We start from the raw sequence: 15,328 nt of genomic DNA, 5'->3' as shown, positions 1-15,328 counted from the left end.
AAGAACAGCGGATCCCTCCAAAGCAGAGAAAGCCAGCGCTGAGTTCGATGCTTAGCTGGTTCTGGACGCGTTCCCCGGCGAGAGAACTGCGGCGCTGGCTGGCTCCCGGCGGGAGCCTCCGCCTGTTTGGGAACTGCCAGGGCGTGACATCCGAGGGAGATCGTCGCCAAGGTGGGCACTGCTCGTCGAGGAATGCAGCTTCGAGACCACGACGCTGACCGGTCACACTTCCACCTCGGCCAGCCTGATCTGCATGGAATGCGCTCGGTCGTCACTGAGTACGCGCGTCGCTTCTATCCGATCGCTGACCTGATACGCGCCCCGTGACCTTCTAGGGAGATCCGGTGCCATGCTGTCCCGTATGCCGCACGACGATTTGATTGGGCAGGTTCGGCTCCGTGCGTATGATCCGGCTCAGCGCTTGCGTACGGTGTATGTTCCCTTGCGCTGGCTCGTGCGAGAGTACGGGCAAGAGGCCAGCGAGCGCGTCCAACACCTGCGAGGGAATGTCAGCGCCGACCCATATTCGCTCGACTACGAAGCGGCGCTGCACGCTGGCGCATCGGAAGCGGTCGCGTTTTTCCGCGAGGCACCTCGGCAGCCTCCGTATCCGCCTGTCCCCCCTGCTGATCTGCTCGCGTCCGAAGCGCGAATCGGATGCCGACTCCCCGAACTGCTCAGGCGCGTCTATACGGAGATTGCGAACGGCGGATTCGGGCCCGACTACGGAATCCTTGGGATCACGCCAACTGGGCATCGAGAAGGGGGAGGGACAGCTGCTGAAGTGTACGAGGCGTTCCCCGCCGTCAGCCGGCGGTTGGGCTTCCCCGTGGCCTATGGCGGATGTCAGCTGTACTGGCTTGTCTCACTCACCAAGCAGGACAACCCCGTCTGCCTATGGGACGAGGCCGGGTGGAATGAATGGGAGCATCCGATAGAGGCCGGCATCCTCCTTACTGTGCCGTCCTTGGCGGAGTGGCTTCAGGACTGGGCGGATGGGCGAGACAGCTGGTGAACGAGCTGATCGCTAAGGAAAGCGCGGCCGACAAACGCGATCAAGGCGGCCCGAACTGTTAGCAAGATCGGGACATTGTCCGGACAAATAGAGAGCCCCTGGCCATATCTGAGGTGGTCAGGGGCTTTCGTATGGGAGCCGCCTTGGGGAATCGAACCCCAGACCTTCTGTTTACAAGACAGATGCTCTGCCGATTGAGCTAAGGCGGCGTGTCAAGCCCGACAAGTCTACCGGGCTGGGCGATCGTGCGTCACCGACGGCGCAGGCGGGAGATCTCGTAGAGGGCGATGCCTGCGGCGACGCCGGCGTTGAGGGATTCGGCGGCGGTGTTCATGGGGATGCTGACGGTTTGGTCGCAGGCCTCGCGGACGAGGCGGGAGAGGCCTTTGCCTTCGGAGCCGACCACGATGACGAGGGGGTCGGGGGCGAAGGCGGTGTCGGCGATGTCCTGGGGGGAGTCGCCGTCGAGGCCGATGATGAACAGGCCGGATTCCCGGTACGCCTGGAGGGTCTGGGTGAGGTTGCTGGCGCGGGCCACGGGAAGGTTGGCGAGGGTGCCCGCGGAGGTCTTCCAGGCGCCCGCGGTGACGCCGGCCGAGCGGCGGGCCGGGATGAGGAGGCCGTGGGCGCCGAAAGCGGTGGCGGAGCGGGCGATGGCACCGAGGTTGCGGGGGTCGGTGACGCTGTCCAGGGCGACGATGAGGGGGACTTCGCCGGCGTCCTGGGCGTAGCCGATCAGGTCCTTCGGGTGGTGGTACTCGTACGCCGGGACCTGGAGCGCCATGCCTTGGTGCACGGTGCCTTCGGTGAGGCGGTCCAGCTTCTCGCGGGAGGCCTCGAGGAGGGCGATGCCCTTGTCGGCCGCGATTTTGATGGCCTCTTTGACGCGGTCGTCGTTGTCGAGGCGCTGGCCGACGTACAGCGCGGAGGCGGGCACGCCTGAGCGGAGGGCCTCGACGACGGGGTTGCGGCCGCCGATGTACTCGGGGGCGTCCTCGCTCTTGCGGGTGCGCGGCGCGGGACGACGGCCGGAAGTGCCGCCGCGCTCCTCGCGGGCCAGCCGCTCGGCGCGCGCCTTGTCCTTGTACCAGTGACGCATCTCGGCAGGCGGCGTCGCGCCCCTGCCTTCAAGAGATCGCCGGACCTTGCCGCCGGTGCCCCTGGTCGCGCCCTGCTTCTTTGCGGGCTTTCCCGAAGCCCGTCCCCCAGCACCCATGACGACAAGGGTAGCCGCATGTGCGGAGCCTTCTCGCCCGGAGCGACAGCGGACCATACTCGGAGTTGTGGAGGAGTCCGCCGAAATCCAGTACCTCTTGGATGAGTTATGCGTGGAACTGGGGTTCTGTCTCCCGGTCAGTGAGCAGCGGCGACTGCTGGTAGCGCCGCTCTTGAGCGTGGACGCCTTCACGGACGCCACAATGAGGGCCGAGGGCCTGGACCCACTCCTGAACAAGAGTCTGCGTCGGCAAGTGCGAGACAAGGTCCAGCGGCGTTTGCCCGCCGCGGAGGATGAGCCCTGGAGCCGGCCGACCGGATGATCAACCGGCTCCGTGGTCTCTCAGCGGGCGAGTTCCCAGCGGGGACCCTGGGGGGTGTCCTCGACGACGACGCCTGCCGCGGCCAGTTGCTCGCGGATGGCGTCGGCCGCGGCGTAGTCCTTGCGGGCCCGGGCGGCCTGGCGCTGTTCGAGGGCCACGGCGATCAGCGCGTCGACGACCTCGCGGAGACCGGAGTCGCCGGTGTTGCGCCACTGCTCGGAGCGCGGGTCGAGGCCGAGCACGTCGAGCATGGTCTGGGTCTCGGCGAGATGGCGGGCGACCTGCTCCTTGTTGCCCTGGGCCAGCGCGACGTTGCCCTCGCGCACGACCTCGTGCACGACCGCGAGGGCCTGGGACACGTTGAGGTCGTCGTTGAGGGCGTCCACGAAGGCCTGGGGCAGGGGCGCGGTGGCGTCCACGTCGTGGATGACCTCGGCGGCCCGGGAGACGAAGCCTTCGAGGCGGCGGTAGCCGGCGGCCGATTCCTGGAGGGACTCGTCGGAGTAGTCGATCGAGGACCGGTAGTGGGCGGCGATCAGGTAGTAGCGCAGTTCGACCGGGCGCACCTTGCGGAGCATTTCGGGGATGAGGAGCGAGTTGCCGAGCGACTTGCTCATCTTGGTGCCGCCGAGCTGCAGCATGCCGTTGTGCATCCAGTAGCGGGCGAAGCCGTCGCCGGCCGCCTGGGACTGGGCGATCTCGTTCTCGTGGTGCGGGAAGATCAGGTCGACGCCGCCGCCGTGGATGTCGAAGGTGCCGCCCAGGTATTTGGTGGCCATGGCGGAGCATTCGAGGTGCCAGCCGGGCCTGCCGCGGCCCCACGGGGTCGGCCACGTCGGCTCGCCGGGCTTCTCGCCCTTCCACAGGGCGAAGTCGCGGGGGTCGCGCTTGGCGGAGTCGGCGTCGGTGTCGGCCGCGGCGAGCATGTTCTCCAGCTTCTGGTTGGAGAGCTTGCCGTACCGATCGGCGTAGGTGCGGACGTCGAAGTAGACGTCGCCGCCCGACGCGTACGCATGGCCCTTGTCGATCAGGCGGTGCATGAGTTCGATCATCTCGGGCACGTGGCCCATGGCGCGCGGCTCGACCGTCGGGGGCAGGCAGCCCAGCTGGTCATACGCCCAGGTGAAGGCGCGCTGGTTACGCTCGGCCACGACGAACCAGGGCACGCCCTCGTCGGCGGCGACCCGGATGATCTTGTCGTCCAGGTCGGTGACGTTGCGGCAGAACGTCACGTCATACCCCTGGCGGGAGAGCCAGCGGCGGAGCACGTCGAAGTTGACGCCGGAGCGGATATGGCCGATATGGGGAGGAGCTTGAACGGTCGCACCACACAGGTAGATCGAGACGCGGCCGGGCTCGATCGGCACGAATTCACGGACCGTACGTGTGCTGGTGTCATAGAGGTTCAGGCTCACGAAAGCAAGGCTAACGCCTTCCACGCCAGCACAGGCCGACTTACCGGTGCGTGAACCCCGTCAATTCGGCCGCGGCGCACGTCAGACTAACCCCGGAGATACACCTTCTCCGGGGTGATGCGCGCTATCACGCGTTCATTGTCGGGGTTGGCCTCGACAAAGGCCCTTTTGTAGTACTTCTGGGAAAGCTCCTGGATCAGGGCTCCGCTGGGGTCGTCGGTGAGGGTCACCCGGCCGCGGACCTCGGCGTACACGTACGGGTCCGAGGGGTCGACGACCAGGATCGAGGTGCGCGGGTCGCGCTCCAGGTTGAGGTGCTTGCGGCGGCCTTTGACCGTGGAGAACAGGATGTCGTCGCCGTCGGTGCGTACCCACACGACGGAGGTCTGCGGGCTGCCGTCCTGGTTCACGCTGGAGACGGTGGCGAAGTTGAGACCGTCGAACAGGTCGCGGACCCGCGGCGGCAATGCTGCATTACTCATGCGTCGATCATGCCATTTCGCCCGTGTCATAAATCAATCGGCGGGGGACGAGTCGGTAGGCTCGAAAAGCCATGGACGCGACTCCCCCCGCGACGGCAGGCCAGGCCTCCCGCGCGTTATCGACCCGTTCGGCCCCGGCGTACCGCCCGGCCGTGATCCCTCAGGTGCTGCGCCGGCTGGCCATCGGTCTGGCCGGGCTGGCGCTCGCCATCCTCGCGGGGGCCGCCTGCGTGCTGTCCTTCGACGACCTGCGTGAACTGGCCCTCCAGGGGCGGGCCGAGCCGCGGTTCGCCTACCTCTACCCGGCCGGGTTCGACGCACTGCTGATCGTCGCGCTGATCAGCGTGCCGCTGCTGCGTTCCGGCCGGATTCTGGTGCGTATCCAGGTCAGCGCGATCCTCGTCCTGCTGCTGGCGGTCGCGGCGACGGCCACGGTGGCCACGGCGACGGGCACCACCTTCGAGCCGCGGCAGGTCGCGATCACGGTCGCGCTGGTGCCCTGGGTCATGCTGGTGATCGGTCTGTGGCTGTTGTTGGTGCTGGTCAAACACACCCAGGCCCGGCGGGAGGATCTCAACGGCGACAACGAGGACGACGAGCTCGTCCCCTTCGACAAGGATGATTCCCGCCCGATTACGGTCCCCCAGGCCGACACCGTTCCCTCCCCGGTCATCTCGCCTGTACGGCATACGCCTCCCGACGCCCACATATCCGCGGAAGCGGCGGCCCCGCCCGACTACGCGCCCCCGGTGCCGGTCAGCCCGGTCGCCGAGACGGTCGCGCCACCCGAACTGGCTCCGCCGCTGCCCCCGGTGGCCGAGAAGCCGGTGCCGGACGAACCGGACGAGCCGGAGCCTCCGCGCCGTCCCACCCGCTGGGGTGACCTCATCCGTCCCAACGTGGGGGACGTCCTCGTCCACCCCCGCCGGGCGACCCCGCCGGCCGACGCGGACGAAGAGCCCGAACCCACACCGGACGACCCGGCCTTCGCCGACTACGCCAACCAGGACGATCCCGCTCGTACGGGGGAGCGCTCGGAAACCACCGCAAGCCACTCCGCGGACGACCAAGCGGATGCCACGTACTGGGCGAGCACTCCGGACCACGTTCCGCCGCCCGCCTCGGAAACGCCCAACGAGGAAGCGGCTTCCGCGCAGACCCCTTCGAAGTCCGCGGACGAGGAACTGGAGGACACCCAGCCCCACCAGACCATTCCGGACGATGCGGAAACCCCGCGAGCCGTCCCGGTGCTCGCGTCCGACGACGCCGCGTCCGAAGCGCTTTCCCGCCGCTACGACGAAGCCGCCGCGCAGATCGCCGCACGTTTCTCCGGTTCCCCCGAAAAGGCCGCGGAGGAATCGGGCACCATCTCCGGCCCTTCCGAAACAGCTGTCATCTCCAGCCCTGTCTCCTCCGGCCCTTCCGAAACAGCTGTCACCTCTTCTGAAGTCGTCGAGGAGGGTGTCGACACGCAGCCCATCCGCAAGGTGCGGGAGTCTCCCGACCCGGAGCACGGGGTGGACGCCGCCGACGCGGAGGAGCTGGATCTGGCGGCGCGGCGGCAGCCGTACGGGGCGGATGTGCCGGCGCCGCCGTCGGGACGGATGCGGAGTACTCCCCTTCCGCCGGGTGATTAAGCAAATTTGACCTGATGCGCATGGCCTCCTGACCCGAAGGCGGGAAGGAGGCAGCCATGGCGATCACGTCCTGGGCCGGGGTTCCCGAGGGCAGCGACTTTCCGCTCTGGAATCTGCCCTACGGTGTTTTCTCCCGGCGGGGCGAGCTGCCGCGCGTCGGGGTGGCCATCGGCGACCACGTGCTCGATCTCGACCTGCTGCGGGCCTCCGGGGTGATGCCCGAGGCGCACTGGTTCGCGGCGGGCACGCTGAACTGGTTCCTGGCGGCGGGGCCCGAGGCCTGGCGGTCCACCCGCGAGCGGTTGATCGATCTGCTGAGCGACGCCAGCCATCGGCCGGCCGTACTGCCGGCGCTGGTGCCGATGAACGAGGTGTTGCTGCATCTGCCGTTCGCGGTGGCGGATCTGTCGTGCTTTCAGGGGTCGTTGGACCACACGACGAACATGGGGCGGATGTTCCGGCCGCCGACCATGGATCCGGTCCGGAAGAACTGGCGGCAGATGCCGGTGGCGCATCATGGGCGCGCGGGGACCGTGGTGGTGTCGGGGACGCCGATTCCGCGGCCGTGCGGGCAGCGGGGGGACGCGGACGTCGGGCCGTCCAGGAAGCTGGATATCGGGCCCGAGGTCGGTTATGTCGTCGGCATGCCGGCCAACCATCCGGTCGGGACCAGGGCGTTCCGGGACCATGTCTTCGGGGTGGTGCTGGTGAACACCTGGCGGGCGCAGGATCTGCTGGCGTGGGAGCACCAGGACCTGGGGCCGTTCACCGGGCGCGCATTCGCGACGTCGATTTCGCCGTGGGTGGTGCCGTTGGCGGCTCTTGAGCATGCCCGGACGACGCAGCCGCCGCAGCAGCCTCCGCCGCCGGGGTATCTGACGGTGGCCGAGCCCTGGGGGCTGGATCTGGCGCTCGAAGTGTCGCTCAACGACGAGGTGATCTCTCGCCCGCCGTACGGCCTGCACTACTGGACGGGCCCGCAGCTGCTCACCCACACGACGGTGAGCGGGGCGCAGTTGCGGACCGGGGATCTGCTGACCTCGGGGCCGATCTCGGGGCCGGAGGATCCGGCGACTCTGCTGGAGATGACCTGGAACGGGAAGAACCCGCTGCGGCTCCCCAAGGGGGCCGAGCGGGTCTTCCTCGAGGACGGCGACACGGTACGGATCACCGCGAAGTCCGCCCTCGGAATCGGGCTGGGCGAGGTCACGGGAACCGTGCGCTCGCCGTGAGCCCGGTTATACGCGCGTTCGTCCGCGCAGGGCGGCGACGGCTGCCACGCCGATGACGGCCAGCACGACCTGCATGACGATCTCGATCCAGTCGATGCCGTCGGTGGTGGCGACACCGAGGGCCTGTGCGATCGCGGTGCCGATCAGCGCCGCGATGATGCCGACGACGACGGTCAGGATCCAGCCGATGGGCTGGCGACCGGGCAGGAACAGCCGTCCCAGAGCGCCGATGATCGCCCCGATGACGATGGCGCCGAGAATGGTCTCGATGGACATATCGACCTCCGCTTGAGGGTGTCACTTGCACCCTCAAGGGACGGCAAATACCCACTGGCGGAGAAATAGTCCTTTCGCCCGTAATTTCGTGTCAGCCGTTGGTGGGGCGGCGGGCGGCGACGGCGCCTACGCCGATGATGGCGAGGACCAGCTGGAGGATGTGCTCCCACCAGTCGATGCCTCGGGTGTTGGCGAAGCCCAGCCAGTACGCGATGAGGGTTCCGATGAGGGCGGCGACGATGCCCACGATGATCGTCAGGCCCCAGCTGATGTGTTGGCGGCCGGGCAGGATCAGCCGGGCCAGCGCCCCGATGATCGCCCCGATGATCAAGGCGCTGATGATGGATCCGATCATGATATTCCCCCCTTAAGGGGACAAATACCCCATCCCTTCCATCGCAACCCGTTATTGTGTCGGTACGGATAGTTGCTGGAGTGGTTCTCCTCGAACTGGCGCTCTGCCCCCCTTCCGGCACTCGCCGACATGCCCGACATTGCTCGCGGTGGTTCTCCCACCCACCCTGCTCGTCAGCGGCTGGCAGCAAGCCGCTCAGCAGCTCCCCACCGGCAGCCGGAGCACGAACCTCGCCCCATGTGGCGACACATCATCCACATGCAACGTCCCGCGATGCGTCTGCGCGATATCCCGCGCGATGGCCAACCCCAGCCCCGTACCACCGTGATTCCGGCTCCGCGCAGTGTCCAGCCGCGCGAACCTCTGGAAGATCCGATCCCGTTCCGTCTCAGGAACCCCGGGCCCGTCATCGGTGACGCTGAGCTCAGCCCAACCCCCCTCGCACCGAACCGCGACCACGACACTCTCCACCGCATGCCGCTGCGCGTTATCGACCAGATTGTGCAGCACCCGAGCGATCTGCATCGGCACAACCTCGACCAGCACCCCATCAGCCAGATCCAGCTGAACAGGCAGCCGGTCACACGCCCGCCGAGTCACCTCGGTCTTGGCGAGATCAGCCAGATCGATCTTCCTCCGCGCAACCGGCGAAGCCTCGATCCGGGCCAGCAGAAGCAGATCGGTGATGATCGCCTGCAGCCGGTCCACATCCGACAGCGCGTGCCCAAGCAGATCGGGCAGGTCGGTCTCCCCCGGATGCAGCTGCGCTTCCTCCAGCTGAGTCCGCAACCCGGCCAGCGGCGTACGCAGCTCGTGAGACGCGTCAGTGGTGAACCGCTGCTGACGATCGAGCGACTGCTTCAAAGACGTCGTCACCCGCTCCAGCTCAGCCGAGATGTTGCGTTCGTTGGTGTACCGACGGGCATTGTCCACACACACCGCCGCCCGGCTGACCAGTTCCTCGGCCAGGCACACATCGTCCTCCTCGAACGCCCCCCGATGGCTCGCCCGATAGAAGGACACCACCCCGAGCGTGACCCCCCGCGCCCGCATCGGCACCGTCACCAGCGAGCGGATGCCCTGCGCGCAGATCTTCTGGGCGCGTTCGGGGTCCTGTGCCACCCATCCGAGCGTCCTGCTGAGCCGGGGTTCGAGGACCGGCTGCCCGGAGGCGAGGCTGCGGGCCTGCGGGGTGCACGGCAGCGGCTGGATGAGGGCGCCGACGTGGTACAGCCAGGAGCCTTCCTTGATGGCGGCCAGGGCGATGCGGCGGATGCCGGTGTCCCTGCAGGTGGGTTCCTGGCCGCGCAGGACGCAGTCGGGCACGTCCACGGCCACGTAGTCGGCGAAGCGCGGGACGGCGACCTCGGACACTTCCTCGGCGGTCCTGGTCACGTCGAGGGTGGTGCCGATGTGCGCGCCGGCCTCGCACAGCAGGCTGAGCCGTTCGCGGGCCCGTACGGCCAGCTGCCCGATGCCGGGCTCGCTCACGGCGAGCAGCCACCCCTCGGTGGGGGCGACCGTGGGCTCCGGCGGGCGGAGCGGGGGCGTCAGAGCGTGCGCCGGGGCGCGATGCCCGTTGCCCGTCCGGGGCGGCGCGAAGGCTCCATTGCCTGCCCTCGTCCCGGCGTGCGGGCCGACCGAGGTGGCCAGGGGCCAGGCGGTGTCGTCGCTCAGGACGGCCTCCACCGCGATGCCGTGCTTGCCGGCGGCGTCGTCGACCGGGCGGCTGTGGAGCGTGGCGGTGCGGTCTCCCGAGAGGCGTACGATCGCGACGCCCACCTGGTCGGCGGAGATCAGCTCGGTGGCCTTCTCCAGGAGGCGGAGCCGGTCCTGCGGGGACAGCACGCGGGTGATCAGCGGCTGTTCGCCGAGGTGCACGCCCAGGCCGTGGGCGCGGCGTCTGGCGTCGAGGAACGCCCGGTACAGGGCCTTCTCCCGTTCGCAGGTCTGCTCGAACAGGGATTGTTCGATGCTGCTGACCGAGTCGGTGACCAGGCCGAGCATGGCCGTGTCGGCGTACCGGTTGAGGCAGACCAGGTTGATCACGCCCTGGATGCGGCCGCTGATCGGGTCGCGGATCGGGGCGGCCACGCAGGAGAGCATGTGCATGGCCTCGGCGAAGTGCTCGGGGCCCCAGATGCAGACGGGGCGCCGCTCGATGAGGGCGGTGCCGAGGGCGTTGGTGCCGACGACCTGCTCGGAGAAGGCCATCCCGGGCAGCACCGGCAGGCTGTCCAGCCACCGTTCGAGCGCCGGTTCGCCGACGATGCGCTGCAGGACCGTCACCCGGTTGTCGCAGAGCATCGAGCTCACGTTGATGCCGGAGATCTGGCATTGGAGATCGTCGAGCACGGGCCCGGCCGCGCGGACAAGCCTGCTGTCCAGGTCGATGTCCGGGTGGTACACCGTGGGCACACGATCGGGCGCGACGCCCACGTCCCTGGATCGCTGCCAGGACGTCAGCACTCGTTCGCGGACACCGCTTTCGACACGTTCCCCGGCGAAGAAGCGCTCACGGGCAGCGGAGAGGGAAGCGATGATCGCTCCATCAACAGTCGCCACGACCGTTTTATCCTTCCGCGTCGCTTTCCCTCCAAATTAGCCCAGTTCGCCCGCCCATCCCGCTACGCTCTGTTCAATGTTGAATCGTTTTTGTTGATGAATTGACCTATAGGCGGACGACGCATGACACATCGTGAGCCTCGGCATAAATGCACAGCGGCAACCTGTTACCGCGCCTGGTCACAGGTTGCCGCCGCCTGCATGTGAGACGCGTGGATCCGCGATCAGGTTGGCGACGTGTTCGAATCCTGATGGAACGGGCCAAGAACCAGCGCGGTGGCCATCGCCGCGACGCCTTCGCCGCGCCCGGTGAGGCCCAGGCCGTCGGTCGTGGTCGCGCTCACGCTCACCGGCGCGTCGATCGCCGCGCTCAGCGCCTTCTCCGCCTCGGTACGGCGGGGCGCCAGCTTGGGCCGGTTCCCGATGACCTGCACGGCCACGTTGCCGATCTCGAAACCCGCCGCCCGTACGCGCCGGGCGGTCTCGGTGAGCAGGGTCGCGCCGGACGCGCCCGCCCAGCGCGGGTCGGCGGTGCCGAACAGGCCGCCGAGATCGCCCAGGCCGGCGGCGGAGAGTAACGCGTCGCAGCACGCGTGAGCTGCCGCGTCACCGTCGGAGTGCCCGGCCAGACCCATTTGGTCTGGCCAGTGCAGACCCGCCAGATGGAGCTCACGACCGGAAGCAAAAGGGTGGACGTCGACTCCGACGCCCACCCTTGGAAGAAACGTGTTCAGGAGTTCAGCACCTCGTCGAGCAGTGCCTCTGCCTTGTCCTCGTTGGTCTTCTCCGCCAGAGCGAGCTCACTGACCAGAATCTGCCGAGCCTTGGCGAGCATCCGCTTCTCACCTGCCGAAAGACCACGCTCCCGGTCACGACGCCACAGGTCGCGAACGACCTCGGCCACCTTGTTGACGTCGCCGGACGCCAGTTTCTCAAGGTTGGCCTTGTAGCGGCGGGACCAGTTGGTTGGTTCCTCGGTGTGCGGCATGCGCAGCACGTCGAAGACGCGCTCTAGGCCTTCTTGGCCGACGACATCGCGCACACCGACAAGTTCGGCGTTCTCCGCTGGCACCTGGACGGTAAGGTCGCCCTTGTCGACCTTGAGCACCAGGTAGGTCTTTTCCTCACCCTTTATGGTCCGAGTGGTGATGGCTTCGATCCGAGCAGCCCCGTGATGGGGGTAGACGACCGTGTCGCCGACCTGGAAAGTCATGTGACAAGTACCCCTTCCGCTGTACTCCAGGGTACCACGCGTCAACAGCCTCCCGGAACAGTGAAATCACCATAACTGCAGGTCAAAGCCTCATTTTGGGACTTGACAAGCAGTCGACTCTGTGAATCAGCAACTCTGGCATACCGGATGACCTGCCAAATCAGGGGAAACCGGGCCGGTGCGGGGAGGGGCCCTCCTGCTCGGTAGGGTGATCCCCAGCTCTATCTAGTCGCGTAATCAAGGAGACCCGAGCCGTGACCAGCACCAGCCGCCGCAGGGTGATCGCCGTTGCCGCGCTCCTCGCCGCCGCCCCTGCGCTGGCCGCGTGCGGCGCCGGCGACAACGCCAACACCAATATGCCGTACGCGCCCACCGAGGCCCAGGTCCACGTGAAGGACGGCGCCTACGGCGAGAAGGGCATGCGCGTCAGCCAGGCCTTCGTCCTCGGCCCCGACTCCGGCGGCCAGCTTCCGGCCGGCGGCGCCGCTCCGCTCTACCTGATTCTCACCAACCAGAACCAGGCCCCCGACAGCCTGGTCGGCGTGACCGCCCTCCCGGACCAGGCCACCTCGGTGAAGGTCGCCTCCCCCATCCAGGTCCCGCCGAACACCCTGGTGAACACCGGCCAGCCGACGCCGCAGCTGACCGTCGAAGGCCTCAAGAACGCCCTGCGCGGCGGCGAGACCCTCACCCTGACGCTCAAGTTCCAGTCCGCGGGCGACGTCACCCTGGACGTCCCGGTGATCACCCGCAGCCGCGAGTTCGCCACGCTGCCCGCGGTCCCCGGCGCCCTCCCGGCCCCGAGCCCCACCGCCGCCGCCTCCCCCACCGCGGCGACCGGCCACTGACCGGGTAGCCGTACAGCACGGAAAATCGCCCCTGTCCCAGCCGAGGGACAGGGGCGATCGTCGTGTGAAGGGCTCTAGTCCTCCACGACCGGGTCGAACTTGTAGCCGAGGCCGCGGACGGTCAGGATGCAACGGGGGTTGGCGGGGTCGGACTCGACCTTGGCGCGCAGGCGCTTGACGTGCACGTCCAGGGTCTTGGTGTCGCCCACGTAGTCGGCCCCCCAGACGCGGTCGATCAGCTGCCCGCGGGTGAGCACGCGGCCCGCGTTGCGGAGCAGCACCTCCAGCAGCTCGAACTCCTTCAGGGGCAGCTGGACCTGCTGGCCGCGCACGGCGACGATGTGCCGGTCCACGTCCATCCGCACCGGGCCGGCGGCCAGGATGGCGGACTCCAGTTCCTCCACGTCGCCCTGCCGGCGCAGCACCGCCCGGATGCGGGCCACCAGCTCACGCGAGGAGAACGGCTTGGTCACGTAGTCGTCGGCGCCCAGCTCCAGGCCGACCACCTTGTCGATCTCACTGTCCTTGGCGGTCAGCATGATCACGGGGACCTTGGAGCGCTGCCGCAGGGATCGGCAGACCTCCGTGCCCGGCAGTCCCGGCAGCATCAGGTCGAGCAGCACCAGGTCGGCGCCGTTGCGGTCGAAGGTCTCCAGTGCCTCGGGCCCGGTGGCCGCCACGGCCACCTCGAAGCCTTCCTTGCGAAGCATGTAGGACAGGGCGTCGGAGAACGACTCCTCGTCCTCCACGACGAGTACCCGGGTCATGTGGCCGCCTCCATGGGGGTTGACGTGGTGCGTGGTACCGCCACCGCCACGCCGCCGAAGGCGGGGAGACGGAGGGTGAAGGTCGATCCGGAGCCCTCTTTGCTCCACACCGTGACCTCGCCGCCGTGCGCGACGGCGACGTGTTTGACGATGGCCAGCCCCAGACCGGTGCCGCCCGTCGCCCTCGACCGGGCCGCGTCGACCCGGAAGAACCTTTCGAAGATGCGCTCCTGCGCGCCCTCGGGAATGCCGATGCCCTGGTCGCTGACGCTGACCTCGACCGCGTCACCGGCCGGGCGGGCGCTCACCACGACCCTGGTGTGCTCGGGACTGTACGCAACCGCGTTGTCGATCAGATTGCGCAGCGCGGTGACCAGCAGCTCGTCGTCGCCCCAGATGTTGAGGCCCTCGGTGCCGCCGGCCACGAGGGTGATGTCCTTGGAGGCCGCCTTGGTGTTGCACCGGTCGATGGCCTCGTGCACGGCCTCGTCCACCGGCACGGGGCCTGGGGTCGGGATGGCCTCCGCGCCCTGGATCCGGGAGAGCGTGATCAGGTCCTGGACCAGGTAGGTGAGACGGGCGGCCTCGTGCTGCATGCGCCCGGCGAACCGGGTGACCGCCTCGGGGTCGTCGGCGGCGTCCTGGATGGTCTCGGCCAGCAGGCTGAGCGCGCCGACCGGGGTCTTGAGCTCGTGGCTGACGTTGGCCACGAAATCCCGCCGCACCGCCTCGACCCTGAGCCGTTCGGTCTGGTCCTCGGCGAGGACGAGCACCTGGCCGCTGCTGCCGAGCGGCGCGACCCGGACCGCGAACGTGGTGGACTCCTGGCCGAACTTGCGGCCGGGCACCTCGATCTCGCCTTCCCTGATCTCGCCGTCGCGCCGCACCTTGCGGGCCAGCGCGAGCAGTTCCGCCGCCATCAGGGCGTCGCCCCTGACCAGTCCGTACGCCCTCGCGGCCGAGCTGGCCCGGAGCACGCGGTCCTCCCGGTCGAGCACCACCGCCGAGGACGGCAGCACGGCCAGCACCGAGGCCACCCCGGGGGACAGACTGTCCTCGACCGGTTCCGGCTCCCGGTCCGGCTCCGACTGCCGCCGGATCGCCATCATGACGAGGGTGCCCACCAGGAAGCCGCCCATCGCCGCGAAACTCGCCAGCAACTCGTTCACGCTTACGATGCTAGGTGGGAATCGTGATAGGCCCGCCTGCCTGATAGGGCATGACCATGGCCTTTCCGGAAAAGTTCACTTCCCGGTCGAAGTTCGTTCACAGTGGCGCGCGTACGGTGACGGCATGCGCGACGCCTATCACGAAGAGCTGGACACCCTCACCGACCGCCTGGTGGAGATGACCCGCCTGGTCCGGTCGGCCATGTCACGGGCGACCACCTCGCTGCTCGACTCCGACCTCCACCTGGCGGAGAGCGTGATCTCCCAGGACGAGGAGGTCAACCGGCTCTACGCGGAGGTGGAGACCTCCATCTACGAGGTCATGGCCACCCAGCAGCCGGTCGCGGTGGACCTGCGGACCGTGATCAGCGCCCTGCGGATGGCCGCCGACCTGGAGCGCATGGGCGACCTGGCCGAGCACATCGCCAAGATCGCCCGGCTGCGCCACCCCGACTCGGCGATCCCCCCGTCGCTGCGGGACACCATCGTGGAGATGGGCCAGATCGCCGAGCGCCTGATCACCAAGACCGGCACCTGCATCGCCACCAGGGACGTCGAGCTCTCCAAGGAGCTGGAGGCCGACGACGACGCGATGGACCGGCTGCACCGCCGTCTCTTCCGCGTCCTGCTCTCCCCCGACTGGAAGTACGGCGTGGAGGCCGCCATCGACATCACCCTGGCCGGCCGCTACTACGAGCGGTACGCCGACCACGCGGTCCGCGTCGCGCACGACGTCGTGTACCTGGTGACCGGCTCCCGCCAGGAGGGCTGACCCGAGCGCGCGCGACCCCCCGGTCCTCGGGGGGCCGGGGGGTC

General features: G+C 68.4%; 15 protein-coding genes and 1 tRNA gene. 5 read left to right on the top strand and 11 right to left on the bottom strand.

Annotated features, from left to right (window positions below; genetic code table 11):
- Window positions 1-361: 361 nt before the first annotated feature.
- Window positions 362-1,015, top strand: a complete 654-nt coding sequence (locus tag Aph01nite_RS39035; protein WP_204046120.1) for an SMI1/KNR4 family protein — start codon at window positions 362-364, stop codon at window positions 1,013-1,015.
- A gap of 136 nt (window positions 1,016-1,151) precedes the next feature.
- Here Aph01nite_RS39035 and Aph01nite_RS39030 read toward each other — a convergent pair.
- From Aph01nite_RS39030 to Aph01nite_RS39015, 4 genes are all read right to left on the bottom strand, one after another.
- Window positions 1,152-1,224 (bottom strand) — tRNA-Thr (locus Aph01nite_RS39030).
- 41 nt (window positions 1,225-1,265) lie between these two features.
- Window positions 1,266-2,231 (bottom strand): 23S rRNA (guanosine(2251)-2'-O)-methyltransferase RlmB, encoded by a 966-nt coding sequence (gene rlmB / locus Aph01nite_RS39025; protein ID WP_204046119.1) that lies wholly within the window; start codon window positions 2,229-2,231, stop codon window positions 1,266-1,268.
- Between the two features lie 342 nt (window positions 2,232-2,573).
- Window positions 2,574-3,968 carry a cysteine--tRNA ligase gene (gene cysS / locus Aph01nite_RS39020; protein WP_204046118.1) on the bottom strand — a complete coding sequence of 465 codons (1,395 nt, stop codon included), beginning with the start codon at window positions 3,966-3,968 and terminating at the stop codon, window positions 2,574-2,576.
- Window positions 3,969-4,054: 86 nt separating this feature from the next.
- Window positions 4,055-4,450: a PPOX class F420-dependent oxidoreductase gene (locus Aph01nite_RS39015; protein WP_204046117.1), complete on the bottom strand. Its 396-nt coding sequence runs from the start codon at window positions 4,448-4,450 to the stop codon at window positions 4,055-4,057.
- Between the two features lie 152 nt (window positions 4,451-4,602).
- Here Aph01nite_RS39015 and Aph01nite_RS39010 point away from each other — a divergent pair, with 152 nt between their 5' ends.
- Both Aph01nite_RS39010 and Aph01nite_RS39005 read left to right on the top strand, forming a co-directional pair.
- On the top strand, window positions 4,603-6,087 hold the full coding sequence (locus tag Aph01nite_RS39010; RefSeq protein ID WP_204046116.1) for a DUF2637 domain-containing protein: 1,485 nt from the start codon (window positions 4,603-4,605) through the stop codon (window positions 6,085-6,087).
- A 56-nt stretch (window positions 6,088-6,143) separates the two neighbouring features.
- Window positions 6,144-7,319: a fumarylacetoacetate hydrolase family protein gene (locus Aph01nite_RS39005; RefSeq protein WP_204046115.1), complete on the top strand. Its 1,176-nt coding sequence runs from the start codon at window positions 6,144-6,146 to the stop codon at window positions 7,317-7,319.
- Between the two features lie 6 nt (window positions 7,320-7,325).
- On the opposite strand, the gene Aph01nite_RS39000 is transcribed toward Aph01nite_RS39005, so the two are convergent.
- The 5 genes from Aph01nite_RS39000 to Aph01nite_RS38980 all read right to left on the bottom strand — a co-directional run bounded on the left by Aph01nite_RS39000 (window position 7,326) and on the right by Aph01nite_RS38980 (window position 11,728).
- A complete protein-coding gene (locus Aph01nite_RS39000; protein ID WP_204046114.1) occupies window positions 7,326-7,595 on the bottom strand; it encodes a GlsB/YeaQ/YmgE family stress response membrane protein in 270 nt (89 codons plus the stop codon).
- A gap of 91 nt (window positions 7,596-7,686) precedes the next feature.
- The gene (locus tag Aph01nite_RS38995; protein ID WP_204046113.1) at window positions 7,687-7,950 is read right to left on the bottom strand and encodes a GlsB/YeaQ/YmgE family stress response membrane protein; all 264 of its coding nucleotides are present in this window, start codon (window positions 7,948-7,950) and stop codon (window positions 7,687-7,689) included.
- Window positions 7,951-8,145: 195 nt separating this feature from the next.
- Complete coding sequence (locus Aph01nite_RS38990) at window positions 8,146-10,515, bottom strand: ATP-binding protein (protein WP_204046112.1); 2,370 nt, start codon at window positions 10,513-10,515, stop codon at window positions 8,146-8,148.
- A 224-nt stretch (window positions 10,516-10,739) separates the two neighbouring features.
- A complete protein-coding gene (ispF, locus tag Aph01nite_RS38985; RefSeq protein ID WP_204046111.1) occupies window positions 10,740-11,228 on the bottom strand; it encodes a 2-C-methyl-D-erythritol 2,4-cyclodiphosphate synthase in 489 nt (162 codons plus the stop codon).
- 17 nt (window positions 11,229-11,245) lie between these two features.
- On the bottom strand, window positions 11,246-11,728 hold the full coding sequence (locus tag Aph01nite_RS38980; RefSeq protein ID WP_030451583.1) for a CarD family transcriptional regulator: 483 nt from the start codon (window positions 11,726-11,728) through the stop codon (window positions 11,246-11,248).
- A 254-nt stretch (window positions 11,729-11,982) separates the two neighbouring features.
- Here Aph01nite_RS38980 and Aph01nite_RS38975 point away from each other — a divergent pair, with 254 nt between their 5' ends.
- Complete coding sequence (locus Aph01nite_RS38975) at window positions 11,983-12,576, top strand: copper chaperone PCu(A)C domain-containing protein (RefSeq protein WP_239162311.1); 594 nt, start codon at window positions 11,983-11,985, stop codon at window positions 12,574-12,576.
- Between the two features lie 74 nt (window positions 12,577-12,650).
- Here the strand turns inward: Aph01nite_RS38975 and Aph01nite_RS38970 are convergent, their stop codons facing one another.
- Window positions 12,651-13,343 (bottom strand): response regulator, encoded by a 693-nt coding sequence (locus Aph01nite_RS38970; protein ID WP_155355545.1) that lies wholly within the window; start codon window positions 13,341-13,343, stop codon window positions 12,651-12,653.
- Window positions 13,340-14,482, bottom strand: coding sequence for a sensor histidine kinase (locus Aph01nite_RS38965; protein ID WP_204046121.1), 1,143 nt, complete (start codon window positions 14,480-14,482; stop codon window positions 13,340-13,342). The genes Aph01nite_RS38970 and Aph01nite_RS38965 overlap by 4 nt, the downstream gene beginning before the upstream one ends.
- A 154-nt stretch (window positions 14,483-14,636) precedes the next feature.
- Between Aph01nite_RS38965 and phoU the strand changes: the two genes are divergently transcribed.
- Window positions 14,637-15,284, top strand: coding sequence for a phosphate signaling complex protein PhoU (gene phoU, locus Aph01nite_RS38960; RefSeq protein ID WP_204046110.1), 648 nt, complete (start codon window positions 14,637-14,639; stop codon window positions 15,282-15,284).
- Window positions 15,285-15,328: the final 44 nt, after the last annotated feature.

Source organism: Acrocarpospora phusangensis (genome assembly GCF_016862995.1).
Taxonomy (GTDB): domain Bacteria; phylum Actinomycetota; class Actinomycetes; order Streptosporangiales; family Streptosporangiaceae; genus Acrocarpospora; species Acrocarpospora phusangensis.
The sequence above is the reverse complement of the archived record's forward strand: the minus strand, read 5'-3'. Positions and strand labels throughout refer to the sequence as shown.

Bases quoted from the DNA above. Each gene is read 5' to 3' on its own strand.
- Aph01nite_RS39035 (WP_204046120.1), top strand. From the start codon at position 362: ATGCCGCACGACGATTTGATTGGGCAGGTTCGGCTCCGTGCGTATGAT.
- rlmB (WP_204046119.1), bottom strand. From the start codon at position 2,231: ATGGGTGCTGGGGGACGGGCTTCGGGAAAGCCCGCAAAGAAGCAGGGC.
- Aph01nite_RS39015 (WP_204046117.1), bottom strand. From the start codon at position 4,450: ATGAGTAATGCAGCATTGCCGCCGCGGGTCCGCGACCTGTTCGACGGT.
- Aph01nite_RS39005 (WP_204046115.1), top strand. From the start codon at position 6,144: ATGGCGATCACGTCCTGGGCCGGGGTTCCCGAGGGCAGCGACTTTCCG.
- Aph01nite_RS39000 (WP_204046114.1), bottom strand. From the start codon at position 7,595: ATGTCCATCGAGACCATTCTCGGCGCCATCGTCATCGGGGCGATCATC.
- Aph01nite_RS38995 (WP_204046113.1), bottom strand. From the start codon at position 7,950: ATGATCGGATCCATCATCAGCGCCTTGATCATCGGGGCGATCATCGGG.
- Aph01nite_RS38980 (WP_030451583.1), bottom strand. From the start codon at position 11,728: ATGACTTTCCAGGTCGGCGACACGGTCGTCTACCCCCATCACGGGGCT.
- Aph01nite_RS38970 (WP_155355545.1), bottom strand. From the start codon at position 13,343: ATGACCCGGGTACTCGTCGTGGAGGACGAGGAGTCGTTCTCCGACGCC.
- Aph01nite_RS38965 (WP_204046121.1), bottom strand. From the start codon at position 14,482: ATGGGCGGCTTCCTGGTGGGCACCCTCGTCATGATGGCGATCCGGCGG.
- phoU (WP_204046110.1), top strand. From the start codon at position 14,637: ATGCGCGACGCCTATCACGAAGAGCTGGACACCCTCACCGACCGCCTG.